Annotated in this window: 5 protein-coding genes; 4 read left to right on the forward strand and 1 reads right to left on the reverse strand. The window is 69.5% G+C overall.

Going from position 1 to position 18,676, the window contains the following annotated elements:
• Nucleotides 1-172 precede the first annotated feature (172 nt).
• Complete coding sequence (locus DID98_RS00065) at nucleotides 173-12,565, forward strand: LWXIA domain-containing protein (RefSeq protein WP_124569941.1); 12,393 nt, start codon at nucleotides 173-175, stop codon at nucleotides 12,563-12,565.
• Between the two features lie 119 nt (nucleotides 12,566-12,684).
• On the opposite strand, the gene DID98_RS00070 is transcribed toward DID98_RS00065, so the two are convergent.
• Nucleotides 12,685-13,392: a response regulator transcription factor gene (locus DID98_RS00070; protein WP_260428020.1), complete on the reverse strand. Its 708-nt coding sequence runs from the start codon at nucleotides 13,390-13,392 to the stop codon at nucleotides 12,685-12,687.
• A gap of 88 nt (nucleotides 13,393-13,480) precedes the next feature.
• Here DID98_RS00070 and DID98_RS00075 point away from each other — a divergent pair, with 88 nt between their 5' ends.
• From DID98_RS00075 to DID98_RS00085, 3 genes are all read left to right on the forward strand, one after another.
• Complete coding sequence (locus tag DID98_RS00075; RefSeq protein ID WP_124569942.1) at nucleotides 13,481-15,250, forward strand: hybrid sensor histidine kinase/response regulator; 1,770 nt, start codon at nucleotides 13,481-13,483, stop codon at nucleotides 15,248-15,250.
• Between the two features lie 477 nt (nucleotides 15,251-15,727).
• The gene (locus DID98_RS00080) at nucleotides 15,728-16,609 is read left to right on the forward strand and encodes a sterol desaturase family protein (RefSeq protein WP_124569944.1); all 882 of its coding nucleotides are present in this window, start codon (nucleotides 15,728-15,730) and stop codon (nucleotides 16,607-16,609) included.
• Nucleotides 16,610-16,618: 9 nt separating this feature from the next.
• Nucleotides 16,619-18,535: a serine hydrolase gene (locus DID98_RS00085; protein WP_124569946.1), complete on the forward strand. Its 1,917-nt coding sequence runs from the start codon at nucleotides 16,619-16,621 to the stop codon at nucleotides 18,533-18,535.
• Nucleotides 18,536-18,676 lie beyond the last annotated feature (141 nt).

Raw genomic sequence — 18,676 nt, forward strand, 5'->3', positions numbered from 1 at the left:
CGGCATCGGGTTGATTGCGTTCGTAGCGCGGGTCTTCCCGCGCTGCCGCAACCGGCCCGGTGACTACGTAATGCGCGGCTTTTTCACGTGCGCCCGTTCGGCACAATGGACCATTGCGCGTGGCCCGCCTGCCGCTGTGCCGGCACGTCACGCATGCCGCGGGAGAACGGACATGGTGTTGATGGCTGTGGGCGGGGGCGGACCGGTGAACGTGCCGCAGCCGCAGGATGACAACGATCCGGCACCGACGAACGGGGCCGGCAGCACCCCGCCGGCGCAGACGCCGGAACAGCAGGCCCTCGCGGCCGCCCAGGCCGAGACGCAGCGCCTGCTGCAGCTCGCGCAGGCCGAAATGGCGACGCTCAAGCGCCTGCACGACCAGGGCGCGTCGCAGGCCGATCTCGACAACCAGGTGAAGAAGGCCGAAGCGGCATGGGGCTCGGTGCAGGCGGCCGTCGAGAACCAGATGCGCGTCGCGGCCGACGGCGGCGGCGACACGAACAAGGCGATCGCGGGCGTGGCCTCGGACCTGCGCAATGCGACGCCGAACGATCCGGTGCTCGGCTCGGTGCTCGACGATGCGCAAAAGGCGGTGTCGGCCGAATCGGCGCCCGAGCGGGCGACCAACGTGAAGGCGTTCCAGTTCGCGCTGGCGATGCAGAAGGACCAGGCCGCGAACGCCGACGTGAAGCAGTACGACGCGCTGCCGGGCGGAATCCGGCGCGCCGATCCCGACACCGGCGTGCAACTTCGCCAGGCGGCCGGCACGGCCGACACGAATGCCAACAACGCCTACACGGCCCTCACCACCGCGTTGCGCCACGAGTACAGCACGTCGGCCGCGACGCTGCGCCTGAACGACGCGAAGGCCGACTACGCGGCGTGGCAGAAGGAGCCGGGCGGATTGCGCCGTGCCGACGAGGCCGACGTCACGCAGGCGCTGGCGCAGGCGCAGAGCCAGTACGACAAGGTCGTGATGGGCGGCGACGACACCGCACTGACCTACGTGACGGCCGACGAGCAGAAGCAGGTCGTCGCGTCGGTGAAGCAGAATCACGACGGCATGTGGTACACCGGCCTCGTCGACGCGCTGGGCGAGGAAAGCCAGCTCAAGCGCACGATCGCGACGATCAATCCCGACGATCCGTCGCTGTCGCCGCAGATGAAGCAGCTCGCGCAATCCGATCCGGTCACGTTCGCGCTGTTGCAGGACACCGGTGTGACCGTCGATCCGAACGATCCGAAGCTGTCGCCGCAGGAGAAGGCGCTCGCGCAGCAGAATCCGCTCGCGGAAGCGTTCGTCAAGCTGACGGGCATTCCGGTGAGCACCGACGGCAAGAGCGACGCGGACGCGAAGGCGCTGAACGCGCAGATCGACCAGGCGGGCGGCGTGTTCGCGTACGCGATGGCGCAGGCGCAGGCGGGCAAGAACAATCCCGGTTACCAGAAGATCCAGACGCTGCTTGCGGCGGCGCCCGAGGTGCGGCTGCAGTACACGAAGCAGCAGGTCGCGCAGCTGATGCAGGGCCCGGGCAGCAATCCCGGCGCGGCGCTCCAGATGCTGAAGACCAACATGGACGCGTCGTTCTCGCTCGACGAGCGCCAGGCGCTGTGGACCCAGGCCGGCCAGCCGCATTTCGACGCGAAGTTCATCCATACGCAGATCGATCCGCTGATGCAGAAGCCCGATGCGGATGCAACGGATCAGGCGAGCATGCGTGCGCGCTACGACGACACGATGAACGCCGACAAGGCCGGCAAGTGGATGCAGGACATCCTGAACAATGCGCCGCCCGAGTTCGCGGGCGTCGTGCTCGACACCGTCGAGCACGATTTCGGCAACAAGTGGATGCAGACGAACACGGGCACGCCGCAGCCGTACGGGCAAGGCACCGAGTTCTACAAGGGGCTCAGCAAGGCGGTCGGGCTGGCGGACCAGCAACCGACCGCGAGCGGCGTGCCCGTGCGGCGCGAGGACGACGTCGCGAACTGGCTGCTTAACGACAAGGGCAACGCGAAGACGCTGATCTACACGCTGCGCGGCAGCAACACCGGCTACGGTTTCGACACGGTGCGCGAGGCGCTGTCGTCGGGTGTCGATCCGGCGCTGTCGAAGGCGCTGCTGTCGAAGATGCAGAACGACGACCGGTTCCAGGCGGGCTTCGCGAACGACTTCCAGCTGCGTTACGACCAGGGCACCAAGAGTGCGCAGAACAAGCAGAACAAGGACGCCGCCAACGCCAGCTACAAGCTGTTCCAGGCCGATCCGGACAAGCAGCTGAAGGCGTATTTCGACGACTTCCAGAAGAACTTCGACGACAAGTCCTACACGTTCGCCACCGGCTCCGACCAGATGACGAACTTCGTCGGCGCGGGGCTCGGAATCCAGCCGGACGACCCGGCCGCGACGCCGACCGACCGCAACGACGTGCCGTCGATGGCGATGCTCGAGCAGTTGATCGTCGGCAACGGGCAGTTGCAGAACGGTGTGGCGGTCAACAGTCGGTCGCTGTACGCGAGGAATTCGGCGGCGACGCAGATGATCCAGACCGTCGTCGACCAGATCCGCAAGGTCGGCGGCGACCACGCGGTCGTGTCGCTGGTGCCGATCTACTACGTGTCGAAGGGGACCGGTACCGCGCCGAGCGCATTGTTCAAGGTGCAGGTCGCGAACCATCCGGACCAGTTCAAGCTGATCGACGATCGCGGCTGGAAGTACGACACCGTCGACGACTACCAGCACAACAACGCGCTGTCGGACGACGGCAAGCTGTACGTGCCGAAGAGCCTGACGAACGGCGCGGCGTCCGGCGGCTACTCTCAATACGAATCGATCGACGCGCACAAGACGGAGTGGTACCAGCACGTCGAACACTATCTCGAGATCGGCACGGGGATTCTCGCCGCGGCCGGCGGTGTCGTGCTGGTCGCGAGCGGCATCGGTGCGCCGGTCGGCGGCCTGATGCTCGGCGCCGCGTGGACCGCGGTCGGCGCCGGGATGGCGGTCGGCGTGCCGGCCGCGATCGGCGACCTGAACAATCTGAGCGAGCACGGGCAGTCGATCGGCTTCGGCAATGCGCAGGCGCGCGGCGACTGGATCAGCCTGATCGGCAGCGGCGCGGGCATCGCGGGCGGCGGGCTCGGCGTCGCGGCGAAGTCGCTCGCGGAGGCGTCGTCGCTGCTGCGCACGACCGGCCAGGTCTCGGACATGGTCACGCTGGCATCGCGCGGCGAGGGCGTGACGGCCGACGTGGCCGGTCTCGGCCGTTTCGCGCAGGAAGCGGACGCGTTCCAGTCGGTCGCGCAGACGACGGGCCGCACGGCCGGCGTGCTCAACGTCACGGGCGGCGCGATCGGCGGCTATCAGATGGTCGACCAGGGCGTGTCGCTCGTGAAGAACTGGGACGCGATGTCCGATTCCGATCGCGCGCAGCAGTTGCTGAACCTCGGGATCGGCGTCGCGCAGATGGGCCTCGGCTCGCATACGCTGATGGAACGGCCGATTCGGGCGATCACGAAGACGCCGGCCCCGCCGGCGACGCAGCGGCCGATCACGATCGACGTGGCGAACGCGATGTTCGCCAACGGGCTGGCGAACCAGCGCCTCGCGGTCGGCGAGATCGGCAACCCGTGGCAGCACGCCGAGGAACAGGCGGCCAGTTTCGGCGAGCCCGTCGGCGACGGCGAGCCGGTGTCGCCGGCGGAAGGCGGGCTGCGGTCGCGCTTCACCGCGTGGCTGCGCGCGCGCCGCACGCAGGGCACGCCGGACGACGGCGACGCGATCCTGCTGCGGCTCGCGCCCGATGCCGAAGGGATCGACGGCGAAGCGACGCCGGCCGTTGCCGCCGCGATCGCGGGCGATGATGCGACGCCGGCCGGGGCCGGCACGCCGGCCACGGCGGGACGCCCCGCGTCGTGGCCCATTCCCGCGCATGTGGCGGCCGATCCGGACGCGCTGGCCGGCGTGGTCGGGTCGATTCTCGACGGCGGCAACCGCCTCGAGGACGTCGAATACTACGTGTACGCGCTGGAGGACGGCGAAGGGAACGTGCGCAAGCCGGACGAAGACGGACTCCCGTCGACCGAACGCGGCAACCTGGGAGACGACATCCGGGCGGCGAACGCGGACGCGCGGCGCGCGGCGGCCGGGGACGATCCGGTGAAGCTCGCGGCCGCCGCCTCCAGCGAGGACGGCACGATCGGCGTCACGCGTTACGCGTCGTTCCACGACGCGATGATGGTCGCCCGCGGCGGCGTGGCGGCGGGCCGCTACCAGGTCGCGCTGGTCGACCACGGCGCGCTCGCCGCGGACGGTACGGTGCCGCCCGAAGCGGTGGTCGCCCGGGTCGGGCTAAACGACGCCGGCGACGCGCTGATGCTGTCGATGAACGACGCGTACGATCGCACGCTGCGCGTGATGTACCCGCGCGGGTTCGATCCCGCCAAGCCGCTGATCCGCAGCGAGGACGGCCGGCGTGTCGACGTGATCAACGCGCCGCCCGGCATGGACGAAACGCAATGGGGCGCGTATCCGCGCCGCGAAGCCGACCTCGCGATCTATTCGAACCATCCGGACCAGCCCGAGAACCGGCTGCCGGCGGGCGAGCGGCCATTGATGCCGGTGCCGCCCGGCTACTTCGCGGTGTACGCGCATGCGTGGTCCGACGCGTTCGCGAGCGCGACCGGCAAGCCGATGAGCGCGGAGGACCTGGCCGAGCTGGTGCGCCAGAGCGGCTGGGACGGCAAATCGCCGGTGATCCTCTATGCATGCGGCGCGGGTACGCGGGTGAGCCCGCTCGCGCAACTGCTCGCGAACGTGCTGGGGGTGGACGTGTACGGCGCAAGCGGCTTCGTCGCGTGGCGTTCGCCGCGCTATCGCAGCGACGGCAGCCCGGACTCCGGCTATACGACCGGCATCGTGGTGGAGCCCGGCGCCCCCAGTCTCGCGGGGAAGCCGGACCATTCGGTGCAGCATGCGCCGCGCACCTACCGCTTCTCGCCGGCGCTGGCAGTCATCGACCAGGGCGCGCACGCGGTCGACTGGAGCACCGTGGCGCCGCGCCCGGTGTCGAATCGCTGGGGCGCCAGCGGCGCGTCGGGCGACGCGCGCGTGCCGCTCGGTGTCTACGTCTGGCGCGTGCTGACGAATCGCGGCGGCGCGGTCATCAATCCGCGCAGCCGCAGCCCGGCGAGCGCGCTCGAGATGACCCACGCGCTGGAGGAACTGGCGTGGAAAGGCTATACGCCGGGCACGCCGATCGCGCTGGAGGGGCCGCACAGCGGCGCCGATCCCGAACTGCTGCAGGAGTTCGCGGACCTGATCCAGGCGCCGGTGTTCGGCCGGCTCGGCGACGACGACGCGGCCGGCTGGCGGCGCGCGATCCCCGATCCGGGGCGCCGGCTCGCGCGCTTCCAGATCGAACCCGACGTGAACGGCAAGTTCTCGCCCGGCCGCGCGCAGCCGGTTCGCGTCAATCCGCTGGAATTGCGGCCGGTGCCGGGCTCGAATGTCGTGAACCTGCTGGGCCACGCGACCGCACGGCAGTTCCTGAAGGTGTCGGGCTTCGACATCGCCGAATCGCATGGCACGAAGCCGCGCGACGTGAGCTGGGACAGCGCGATCGCCATCACGAAAGACGGCAACACGATGTCGCCCAGGGAATTCGCGCGCAGCCTGCTCGAGGATCCTGCCTACACGGAAGGCAACGGCGTGCTGCTGACCGGCTGCTATCTCGGCTCCGGCGGCTACCCGTTCGCGCAGGAGCTCGCGTATGAACTTCAGGTGCCCGTGATCGCTTCGATCGCGTCCAATTCGATACGCGGCACCGGTGCGCTGGAACTGCACCCGAACAGCGACGACATCGTCGTGCCGGCGCACGATCCGGACGTGTCGACGCGGCTCTACCTGCATGTCCCGGAGGCGCCTGACGCGAGCGAACCGCCGCTGGTGTTCGCCCGGCGCGGCGAACCCGTGCCGGGCACGGTGGCGCACGGGTACGACGGCGCGCCGGTCGAACCGGTGCGCCCGATCGACGCGCAGATCGATCCGGACGCCGACAGCGGGCCGCGCGGCAACACCGGCACGCCGGGCGATGCCGCGCGGCCGGGCGCGACGGCACATGGGCCGGCCCAGCCGCAGCTCCCGGCGCATCCGCGTCTCGCACCGGAGCCGGATGCGGGCGAGCCGCCCGTCGACGAGCCGGTTCCGGTCGTCGACGTCGCGCCGGGGCAGATTTTCACGGCGGACGAGTGGGCCGCGCGCACCGAGCAGGCCGCCGAGGCCGAAGCCGACGACGGCCTGTCGGGGATTCCGCAGAAGACGTACCGGAACAACAGCCGCGTCTATACGGACCGCGCGATCGCCAACGACGGCGTGATGACGACGACGATTCGCGGCGAGTCGGTACTGCAACCGGGCTTCGACGACGTGACCGGCGTCGACGCGACGCAGCACCCCGAATTCCTGCGTCCGGCCGACACGCTTTTGATGCCGGCCGGCGACCCGCTGCATCCGGTCGGCGCGCGCGGGCTGATGTCGCCGCCGGGCCATCACGTCGTGTTCGGACACGGCATGTCGGCCGATGCGATGCTCGGCCCGGACGGACGGCCGGTGACGCCGGACGAGGTGGCCGAGTGTGTCGCGCCGCAGCTCGAGGCGGGGCAGGACGTGACGCTGTATTCCTGTTTCGGCGGGTCGGACAAGCACGATCCGTTGCGCGTCGCGCCGGGCCAGGTGCGGGCCGCGAGCGGGACGTTCGCGGCCGCGCTCGCGCAGCGCCTGTCCGAACTCACCGGGCGGCCGACGTCGGTCTGGGCGCCGCAGGACATCCTGCTCGTCAAGCCGGACGGCTCGGCCACCGTGCGCGTGACGCGCCGGACCGGCGAGGTCGACAGCGATCGCCTGCCGATGCAGCGCTTCGTCGGCGATCCCGCGCGGGCAGGCCGCCCGGCACTGCCCGCCGGACCGGACGCGGAACCGGCGCCGAGCGCCGCGCATACGGCGCCGCCGCCACGGGCCGAGCGGCCGGCGCGTCCGACGGTGCCGCGCGTGCCCGATCCGACGTTCGCCGATCCCGGCTACGACTTCACGCCGATTCCGGACGGCACGTTCGAATCGGTCACGCTCGACCATCCGTTCCGCAGCGCGCTGGCCGACCGGCCGGGCGTGATCGGCGATGCCGCGCGCGTGACGCAGGCCGGCGGCACCGTGAGCCAGCACTGGCCGAGCTATTTCCTCGACGGCCCCGAGCCGACCCGCGTGATCGACGACGTGATGCAGGCGTTCGACGCGGCCGGCCTGACGAACCTGCGCGTCGAATTCGTGACGGGCGACGGCAGCATCGTGCTGGGCAGCGGCACCGATTTCGGCGCGCTCGATCCCGAGGCGGGCTGGTTCCGGTTCAGCGGCACGGTGCCGGACGCCGCGGCGTCGGCAGCGCACGCGACGGGCCGCACGGCCGCCGAAGCGCGGCGCGCGTTGCCGGAAGGCGTGACGACGGTCGCGCACGACGATCTCGGGCAGGCGCTCGATGCGGCGCAAGCCGGGCCGCGCAATCACGCGTACGTGCCGGCCGATGCGCTGCCGGACGACACCGCGTTCGCGCAGGGCGACCTGACGCCGGCGGAACGCGTCGCGGCCAGCACCACCGCGCACCTGGCCGCGGTCGAGGCCGCCGCACCGGCCGACGTCGTGCTGCTGTCGGCGCTCGGCCACGATCCGGCGAGTGCGCTGCGCATCGCCACGCCCGACGGCGGCTCGCTGTTCAAGCCGGCCGGCGTCGACATGTACGTCGTGCGCACCCGCGATGCGGCGACGGGCGACGTGTCGTACCGGCTCGTCGGCGTCGATCGTTCCGGCTTGCCGGAAGGCTATGCGGCCGTGCATGCCGGCGGGACGCGCGCGCTCGGCGCGGTCGACGGCAACCCGACCTGGCCGAGGTTCGGCCACGCGGGGCCGGCCGGCCGTCTGGCGAGCGCGGCCGGCGACCCGGCAAGCAACCCGTCCGCCGCGGCGACGCCGGCCACTGTTTCCGGTCATTCAGCCGCCCCGGCCGCGCCGCAGGGTGCCGCCGCGGTCGAGGCGGAACATCAGGCGCGCGCCGCCGACTGGCTCGACACCCTCGGCCGCCGCACGCTCAAGCGTGTCGACGGCCGGCATGCGCCCACGCTGGACGGACTCGCCCGGCAGCTCGGCCCCAACGCGCATGTGCTGGTCACCGCGCATCACACGCCGCCCGACGGCGCCGCGGCCTACACGCCGCCGGCCTTCGTCGCGGTGCTCGAGACCGACGCGAACGGCGCGCTCGGCCCGGTGCGGATGCTGGACGGCAAGCGCGTGCCGCCCGCGCTTACCAAGGCGCTGGAAAATGCCAATAGCGGCGGCCGACGTGCACGCGGCAAGTTCGATTTCCATGTGTCGCCGGTCGCGCACGACGAACTGGTGGCGTTCGGCGGCCCGTCGAAGATCGAGACGCCGGACGGCAAGACGTCGTGGGACGTGACGGCGTCGGGCCATGCGATCGAGACGACGCTCGCGGGCGACGTGTCGAAGCTGCAGGATGCGCCGGTCTTCAAGCGGCCGCGCCAGGCCGTGCGTGCGGTCTCCGGCGCGCAGCGCTGGATTCACGTGGTCGACGACGAGACGGGCAAGGTGCTCGGCCATGCGGAACGCAACACGAATCACGAGTGGAAATATTTCGAAAAGGCGTCGCTCGGCGATACGGAGATCCCCGAGCAGGATCTGCGCACGGTGTTCCGGCGCCGCCGCCGCGGCGGCATTCCGGTCGGCCGGTCGCCGCGCCGCGGGATCCGCTTCGTCGTCAGCGACGTGGCGCCGGCCACCGTCGACCGCATCGGCGGGTTCCGGCCGGCGAAGGCAGCGCCGGCCGTCGAGAAGAAACCGATCCGCTCGGCCGGCGACCTGTTCCAGTCGATCGTGCCGGTGCGCCGGCCGCTGGCGCGCGCGGAGCAGGGCGACGACGCGAACGCCGCTCCGCTGGCGCCGGTCGATCCGCATCTGTTGCCGTCGGACAAGTCCGCGCTCAACGCGGTCGACTTCAGCGGCAACAGCGTGTCGCACCTGCTGACCGCGATCCGCAACGGCGCGCTGGACGGCGGCCGCCACGTGATCTACGTGTTCAGGACGGACGGCGCGGTGGCCGAGGCGCTCGGCGATCCACTCGGCGTGATCGCCGAGCGCGATGGCGAGATGCGCTGGTTCGACAAGATCCCGCAGGTCAGCAACAAGAATCATCCGGGCGTGCCGCTCGACGCCATGCCGATCGGCAACGATCGCTTCGGCACGGACGTGCATTTCCTGCTCACGCAACTGTCGCCGCGCGATTTCCTGACCAGCGCGCGGCCGACGCGCGTCGCCGCGCTCGAAGCGCGCGCGAAGGCGCTGCACGATCAATGGAAGGCGGCGGAAGCGCGCGGCCTGCACTCGGCGCCGTTCCGCGCGCTCGCGGCGCGCACGCGGCACGGCTACAACGAGGTGCTCGCCGACTTGCGGCGCCTGGGGAGCAAGGGCACCGCACCCGAGCCGCTGTCGATCGAGCCGTACCAGCCGGGGCTGTCGTCGGCGACCTCCGTCGAGTTCAGCCTGCGCCACGGCGCGGCGAAGCCCGAGCAGTATTTCGCGACGCACCAGCAGATCGAGGCGTACAACAAGCAGGCGCAGCGGCCCGGCGACGTGAACCTCGTGCTGAAGGGCGAGCCGCAGGCCGTGATGGTCGACGTCGGCATGTGGCGCACGCTGCTCAACAAGCTGTACGTCGCGCGCGACGTGTCGACGTCCGCATCGCGGTTCCTGCCGGTGCCGGGCAAGCTGCGCGCGCGGACGCGCAACCTGGGCGCGGCGACCGTCGCCGACAAGCGGATCCGGCAGATCTTCACGCGCTCGAGCGAAGCGTTGCAGGATCGCATGGTTCCGATGGCGCGCTCGTTCTCGCTGAGTGACGATCCGGCGTTGATGGGCGCGCTGGTCGAGCGGTATGGCGGCGTGATGCCGGTCGTCACGCTCGTGATCGATCCGCATTCGCTCGCGGCGGTGCTCGGCAAGGCGCACGATCCGGATTTCCTGCGCGCGGTGCGCGCGCTCGGCGACCAGAAGCATGCGGTGTTCGACGGCGAGAACGGGATGATCCATCCGGCCCCGGGCTCCGACGGGAAGGCGCTCGCGCTCGACGATCTCGCGCATCTGCATCGCTGGCTCGACGAGGCCGCACGCACCGGTTTCGCGATCCGGCTCGAGACGGCGCCGTCGCGCGCGCTCGTGTCCGGCGCCGACTACCGGTTCCAGTCGGGCACCAACGACACGTATCACGATTACGTGCGTGTGATGACCGCCCTCGAACGCTGGTCGAACGCGCATCCCGACACGAAGGCGCCGAACGTGATGATCACGTTCCACGGCTGGGACGCGGTGCCGGAATCGGTGCCGGGCGGCGGACACGAGAAGCTGCTGCGCGCGGTGCTCGAGCGCAAGGGGCTCGAATGGGTGCACATGGGGCTGTCGTACGGCACCCACGGCGCGGACTTCATCGGCAACCAGGATCTCACCGGCGCGCTCGCCAAGCTGATCGTGGAGAACCGCAACCGGCCCGGGATCATCGATCGCCTGCATGGCGCCGATGCGCTCACGCGCGTGTTCGAGCGGGTCGACCGGCAGACGCTGGCGAACCAGCATCAGCTGCTGTTCGCGGAAGTCGAGCGGCTCGGCGCCGCGGACGGCATGACGCCCGCGGACATCGCCGCGCTGCGCCAGAAGCTCTACGAAGGCAACACGACCGTCTGGCTGAACCAGGCGCGCAAGGCGACGATCGAGCATGCGATGCCGCTGTGGGACGCCGACGGCAACCCGCCGCGCACCGGGACGGACGAGGGCGCACGCAGGTTCGGCGGCCGCTGGCTGGCCGACTACGGCGCCGGCGTGCCCGACCGGGTGACCACCGGCAAGCGGCCGGCCGCCGCCGACCCGCTCGACCACTGGCGCGCGGTCGTGCACGATCCGGCGCTGATCAACGACGGCACCAAGCCGATCGGCACGAGCCGCCGGGAAGCGGCGCAGCTCGCGAAGGTCGACATTCCCGACGCGAAGCGCGCGCAGGCGGAACTGCATGCGCTGCGGGTGCACGACGAACCGATCGGCGAGAACACGCCGCCGCCATCGTCCAGGCGGATCGCCGGCGACATCGCGGCGGCCACCGTGACCGGCGGCGCCGGCGCGGGCGTGCTCGTCGCGGTCGGCCGGGAGTCGGTGCGCACCGCGACGAACTCGCTGTATGCGGGCCTGCGGGTCGGGCGCGTGTTCCAGGCGCTGCATCACGGCGCGGTCGCCAGCCTGAAGAACGGCGATCCGCGCGTGTTCGATCGCGTCGTCGACCGGCTCGTGCGCGGGCTGCAGGCACAACTGAAGGCGAACGGCTTCGACGTGGACGCACGCGGCGCGCAGCTGGAGCAGATCGCGCACGAAGGCAAGGCGATGGCCGCCCAGCTGCGCGCGCTGAACGACGACGGGATGCTGTCGTTCGACGATACCGTCACGCATACGAAGGCGATCGCCGCCGACATGCTCGCGCAGATGCAGGGCGTGGTCGGCGGGACGTCGCTGAAGCTGCTGCATCACGGCAGCCCGCGCCATTCGGTCGGCCGCGTCGGTCGCGTGCTGGCGCTCGGCGGCTACGGCGGTTCGATCACGATGAATGCGTTCAGGGCGATCACGCACGGCGACCTGCTGGCCGGCGGACAGGCGATCGGCGGCGCGTTCAGCGCCGTCTATACCGGCATCGTTTACAAGGGCAGCCTGCGCGGCGTGAATGCCGAGAACCGCAGCCAGCTGGCGCGGATCGCGAGCGCGACCGGCGACTACCTGACCTCGGCGGTCGGCATCGCAACCGGCGTGCATACCGCGCTGACCGTGGATCCGGTGACCGGCACGCTGACCGCGATGTCCGGCGCGCTGCTCGGCGCCGGGCGGCTGCATTCGCATTTCCCGAACGCGACGCCGTGGATGGAGCGCTTGCCGACCGGCATCGCGCTGGCGCCCGTGGCGATCTTCGGGATCATGCAGGGGATCAGCCTGTACACGTCGGCAACCGCGTCGGACGATCAGCACAAGGCGCCGGGTTCGTCGCCGAAACCGTCGGGTTCGAGTGCCGGGGCGCCGACGCCGGGTGCGTCGTTTGCGCCGTCGCCCGGCACGACGAGCGCACCGGTGCAGCCGAATGCGTCGGCAACACCGTCGGGATCGGCGACGGCATCGGCGTCGGCGAGTGCGCAGCCGTCGGGTACGCCATCGCAACCGGCGCAGCCTTCGACGGGTTCACCGAGCCCCGCGCCCACACCGCTGACGGTGACCGTGGCGGCCGGCGATTCGTTGTGGACGATCGCGCAAAGTCACGAAGGATCGTTGCTTGCCGCGGCACACGTGCCGGCCGACCAGCAGCAGCGGATGTCGGACGGTCAGCGGATCGACGTCGCGCTCAACGAGATCCTGCAACTGAACCGGAACCTGGCGAGCAAGCCGGGCGAGATCGATCCGGGGCAGCAGGTCGTGGTCGGGTGACGGGGGCGGCGCGCGGAACGTGTGCAGGGCGGATGCAAGCGACGCGTCGCGCGTGACGACGAGCGACGGGCGGGCGCGCCACGACGCGCATGCATGCGTCGTCGTCGCCGGCCCGCGCGTCAGCGCAGGATTGCCTCCGCGCCGACATCGTCGGACCGCGGCAGCACGGTCAGGCCGTCGCGCAGCGCATACGCGATCACTTCGGCGACGTTGTGCAGCGCCAGTTTCGACATCAGGTTCTGTCGATGCTTGCGTACCGTGAGCACGCTGAGATTCAGCTTGATGGCGATGTCCTTGCTCGAGTGCCCGTTGGCGATCAGCACGAGGATTTCCTTCTCCCGGGCCGTCACCGGCGGCACGGCGGCGGCGGTGTGCTCGAGGACATGGGCGAGCGAGTCGCTGACATAGCGGATGCCCGACAGCACCAGCGCGACGGCACGCAGCAGCTCGTCGCCGTCTTCGTGCTTGAGCATGTAGCCGTCGACGCCGATCGCCACGGCCGCCCGGACCGTCGCCGGGTTCTGATTGCCCGTGACGACCAGGATCCTGGTCTGCGGCGATTGCGTCTTGACTTGCTTCGCCAGTTCGATGCCGGGGAAGCCGGGTAGATCGAGATCGAGCAACAGCAAATCGGCCTGCGTATCGCACACCAGCCGACCGACCATCCGGCCGTCGCCGGTCTCCCCCACGACGGTCCAGTTCGCTCGCGTCTTCAGCAGCAACTTCAGCCCGTCGCGAATGATGGCGTGATCTTCGGCAAGCACGATTTTTTTCATTTTTCTTTCGCCTTCTCCCGGCGCACCCGGAAGCTCGTTCCTTTGCGACAATACGATGCAACCCCGTTGCGACGTGTCACGCGGCGGGCGAGATCGACGCCCGCTCCGTTCAACGCCGGATCCGCTACGCGATTTTGAAATGGCAAACAGGATAGCGCAAGAATACCGTGCCGACGTGCAGCTGGAACTGGTCAATACGCTGTACCGACAGTCTCCGCCGATCCTGTTCGGCAACATCGCCGTCGTCAGCCTGACCACCTTTCTGTTGTGGAACGAGGTGTCGCGGCATGCGCTGCTCGCGTGGGCCGCGGCGATCTGCGTGCTGACCGCGATCCGTACCGCCATGGTCTGGCGCGATCGCCGCGCAGGCGAACATCCTGCCGGGACGGCCACGCGCCGCGCGCGGAAATACATGGTGTTCGCGGGCGTGTCCGGCTGCCTGTGGGGCGCCATGGGCGTGCTGTTCTTTTCGCCGGACAACACGATCGTGACCGCGCTGATCTGCATCGTGCTGGCCGGCATGACCGGCGGCTCGGTGGCGTCGCTCTCGTCGTGGTGGCCGACCTACGTGGCTTATGCGTTGCCGACGGTGCTGCCGTTCGCGATCCGCTCGTTCGCGTACGGCAGCGCGCTGTTTTCGGTGCTGGGCTTCCTGTCGCTGTTCCTGCTCGCGGTCAATCTCGCCTTCAGCCGGACGCTGCAGCGTACCGTGCGCGATGCCGTGTCGCTGCGCTTCGAGAACGTCGACCTGATCCGGCAACTGACGCAGGAGAAGGAGCGCGCCGAACTCGCCAATCGAAGCAAATCGCAATTCCTGGCCGCCGCCAGCCACGACCTGCGTCAGCCGACGCATGCGCTCGGCCTCTACATCGCGACGCTGCGGGCGATGGCGCGCGCGCCGAGCGTCGACGGAACCGCTCTCGACGACATCGCCGAACGGCTCCGCACCGCGTTGAAAGGCATGTCGCAATTGCTGAACGTGTTGCTGGACATTTCCCGGCTCGACGCGGGCGTGATCGATGTCGAGCCGCGCCGCTTCGCGCTGCAGCAGGCGCTCGACGCGCTCGACAGCCAGTTTCGCCAGGCCGCGCAGGCCAAGGGGTTGACGCTCAGGATCCGGCCGACCTCGATCTGGCTGGAAACCGATGCGGTGCTGCTGCACACGATCCTGTCGAACCTGCTGTCGAATGCCGTGCGCTATACGCAGCGCGGCGGCATCCTGCTGGCCTGCCGGCGTCGCGGCACCGACGTCGAGATCCAGGTCTTCGATACCGGCATCGGCATCGCAGGCGATCAACTGCCGCACATCTTTCGGGAGTTCTACCAGATCGGCAACGCGGCGCGGGACCGCGAGCAGGGGCTGGGCCTCGGGCTCGCCATCGTGCAGCGCACGGCGGCGCTGATCGATGCGAGCGTGCAGGTGCGTTCGACCGCGGGCCGCGGCTCGCTGTTCTCGGTGCGGCTGGCCATGGCCGACCATGCCCCGTCGCACGCCACCGGCGCGCACCCGTCGGGCGAGCGTGCGGGCGCAGGGCGCGGGCAGGCGCGCAAGACCATCCTCGTCGTCGACGACGATCGCGACGTGCTGGCCGGCATGCAGACGCTGCTTCAGACCTGGGGGCATACCGTGATCGCCGCGCCATCGCTGGAGCGTGCGATCGAGCTTGCCGCGCCGCGGCGCGCCGAACTGGACATGATCGTGACGGACTTCAGGCTGGCGGGGCACGTGACCGGCGCCGATGTCGTCCACCGGGTGTTCCGCGTCATCGGACGCGAGATTCCGGCCATCATCATTACCGGCGATACGTCGCCCGAGGGCATCCATGCCGCTTCGTCGAGCGGCTTCAGCGTGATGCACAAGCCGCTCGACCCGCAGGAAATGCAGACCTTGATCGACGCGCCGGCGTGACGGCGTGACGGCGCCGCGATGTCATCGCACCGCGCCCGCTCGGCACCCGCACGCGAATGCGACGCGTTCGCGACGGCAGCCGGCGCGGCCGGCGCAGCGGCGACGGCACTACTGCATCTGCGGTATTTCCCAAACGAAACGGGTGCAGTACCTTCGCACCTGCTGGCAATCGTAAAAAACAGTCGCGCGGGGTAGCGAAGAAGGCAGGACAGCCGGGGAGACCAACCTACGGTTCAGGCCGCACGTCCGATCGAATCGGCACGGCGCCGGCACGGCCTGATGCCGCGGAACAGGATCGGTCGCAGTGCGGCCGATCCTGTTCCAGGCGTCGTCCTTTCTGAAAGCAACGCGACAGGGTGCCGTGCCTGCACCCTGAATCGCGCTCGCCTTGCGCATGAGCCGACCGGCCTCTCGCGGTCGAATCCTTGAACGGTCATGGCGCGGCCTCGCCCCCCGCCTGCCTGGAGCGCAACGGTGATGGACAATCTGCCCAATATCATGGTGGCCGCGTTCCCGGCCTTCGCGGTGCTGATCGCCGTGGAAATCGCACTCGCGGCGGTGCTCGGCCGGTCGCTGTACCGGACCCGCGACACGCTGGCGAACCTCGCGCTCGCGGCCGGCGCATTCGTCGCCAGCGTGCTGACCGGCGGGCTGGTGCTGGCGGTGCTGAGCTGGGTGTACGCGCACCGGCTCTTCACGATCCCGACGAACGTCTGGTGGGCGTGGGTGCTGTGCTTCTTCGCGGACGATTTCAGCTACTACTGGTTCCACCGCCTGAGTCACGAGGTGCGCTGGTTCTGGGCGTCGCATTCGGTCCACCATTCGTCGGAACAATACAACCTGTCGGTATCGCTGCGCCAGACGTGGACGGGCACGATCACCGGATCGTTCCTGTTCTGGGCGTGGATGCCGTGGGTCGGGTTCCATCCGAAGATGATCCTGTTCATGCAGTCGGTGAGCCTGATCTACCAGTTCTGGATCCACACCGAAGCGATCGGCAAGATGCCGCGCTGGTTCGAGGCGCTGCTGAACACGCCGTCGCAGCATCGCGTCCATCACGGCAGCGATTTCGACTATCTGGATACCAACTACGCCGGCACCACGATGATCTGGGATCGGCTGTTCCGCTCGTACACGCCCGAGCGATTCACGCCGCACTACGGGCTGACGTCGAGCATCGGCACCGACAATCCGTTCAGGATCGCGTTCTACGAGTGGCGCAATATCGCGCGCGACCTCGCGAAAGCCGACAGCCTGCACACCGCGATCCAGTATCTGATCCGGCCGCCCGGCTGGAGTCCCGACGGCAGTTCCCTGACGACGCGCGATGCGCGGCGTGCCGCACAGCAGGTTTCCTGAGAAGGCGATATGGCTCACACACGCGATCCACACGACCGGCGCCACGATGCGGCGCCATCCAGCGCCGGCCGCCGGCAATTCCTCGAATACGCGGGCGCGGGGTTGTTGTCCGCGATGCTGCCCGGGTGCGGCGGCGCGGACACGATTCAGCGGTCGACCTACGACGCGACCATCGCGGCGGGGCGGCAAACGATCCAGGCCGCGCTCGATGCCCATCCGCGGAACCTCGCGGGCATCTCGGTCGCGTTGCTCAAGGGCAATCAGGTCGTGTGGGCGCAGGCGTTCGGGAATGCGTCGATCAACCCGGCGGTCGCCGCCACGCCGACGACGCGCTACAACATCGGTTCGGTATCCAAAGTGATCGCGGCGCTGGCCGGCGTGATCCTGCAGGATCGCGGGCTGATCGACCTCGACGCGCCGATCGTCCGGTACGTGCCGTCGTTCACCATGCTGTCGCCGCAGTATGCGCAGATCACGTCGCGTCATCTGCTGTCGCATTCGTCCGGGCTGCCCGGCCAGAACGTCGACGACATGTTCTCGTATGCGCCGATTCCGGGCTATGCGGCGACCGCGCAAAAGGTGCTCGCCAACGAACACCTGAATCATCCGCCGGGCCAGTTCGCGGTGTACTGCAACGACGGTTTCACGATCTTCGAGCTGGTGGTCGCGGCAGTCACCGGGCTGAGCTTCGCCGATTTCGTTCAGCGCGACATTCTCGCGCCGCTGAACATGACGAATTCCGGCTTCCTGACCAGCGTGCCGACGAGCGGCCAGTTCGCGCTGGCGTACGCGAACGGCATCCAGTACGGGCAGGAATTCGCGAATCCGTACGCCACCGGCGGCCTGTCGACGACGCCGCTCGACATGATGAACCTCGCGCAACTGTTCATCGGCAACGGCGTGTTCCAGGGGCGGCGCATCGCGTCGGCGGCCGGAATCGCCGACATGCTGACGGACCAGACCGACCGGTGGCAGATCAAGTCGACCCGCCTCGGTTACTCGTATGCCTATGGTCTCGGCTGGGACGACGTCGACGATCCGGTCCTGCGCGCGGCCGGCGCCGCCGGCGCGTACAAGAGCGGCGGCACGCAGTTCTTTTCAAGCCATTTCTACGTGCTGCCGGCGGCGCAAATGGCGCTGATGATCACCGGCAGCACCGGCTATGACGCGGCCGGCATCGCGCCCGCGATCCTGCTGCAGGCGTTGCAGGAAGACGGCAGCATCGCCGGGGCCCCCGCGAAGGTGAATGTCGCTGCACCGCCGGCGGCTGCGTCGCCGGACGTTTCCGCCGTCGGCGGCGTCTACGGCAACGAATCGGCGCCGATGCAGGTCGTCGTGAACGCGGACGGCAGCCTGGCGTTGACGCAATGGAACGGCACGGCGTGGACGGACGCCGGCTCGAACAGCGCGCCGTACGTGTATCGCAGCGACGGCTGGTGGTGGAGCGACGGCGATACCGTGTCGTACCGGTTCGATATCCTGCCGGGCACGGACGACGCGGGCAACGCGGTGAGCAATCGGTATCTGACCAAGCGTGTGGTCGACGGCTCGGGCTATGTGTTCCGCGTCACGCCGTATGCACAGCAATTGCCGGTGCTGCCGCAGCTCGGCGCCGCCTGGCAGGCGCGTGTGAACACGTCGTGGAACGTGATCAACGAATCGGCGCAGTCGGTGTTCTCGGGCGGCAAGCTGCGGGTGTCGCTCGGCAGCCTCGACGCGTTGCCGGGCTATGTCCTGTTCGCTTACAGCACCAGCGGCGGCGCCCACTTCAATTACCAGTTGTTGAAGCCGCTGGCCGACGACCGCTGCGGGATGACCGTGCAGATACCGGTGATGCCCGGCCGCGATCTGTTCGAAATCAGCATGACGAACGCGGGCAATGTCGAGACGATGGCGGCTTCCGGATGGCTGTGCCAGCGCGCGTGAGGGCCGGCGGGAAGGGCGCGAGGCGCGACGATCAGCGGCATGACCGACGCGCCGGCAAGCCGGCTCCGGTGTTAAGGCCGGAACGTGTGCCTTCGTGACCTTGTGCCGCACGACGATCGACAGGCAGTCAACCTCGAGGGC

Source organism: Burkholderia sp. Bp8984 (assembly GCF_003853755.1).
Classification (GTDB): domain Bacteria; phylum Pseudomonadota; class Gammaproteobacteria; order Burkholderiales; family Burkholderiaceae; genus Burkholderia.

Excerpts from the sequence above, each read along its gene's own strand:
- DID98_RS00065 (WP_124569941.1), top strand. The coding sequence starts at position 173 with ATGGTGTTGATGGCTGTGGGCGGGGGCGGACCGGTGAACGTGCCGCAG.
- DID98_RS00080 (WP_124569944.1), top strand. The coding sequence starts at position 15,728 with ATGGACAATCTGCCCAATATCATGGTGGCCGCGTTCCCGGCCTTCGCG.
- DID98_RS00085 (WP_124569946.1), top strand. The coding sequence starts at position 16,619 with ATGGCTCACACACGCGATCCACACGACCGGCGCCACGATGCGGCGCCA.
- DID98_RS00075 (WP_124569942.1), top strand. The coding sequence starts at position 13,481 with ATGGCAAACAGGATAGCGCAAGAATACCGTGCCGACGTGCAGCTGGAA.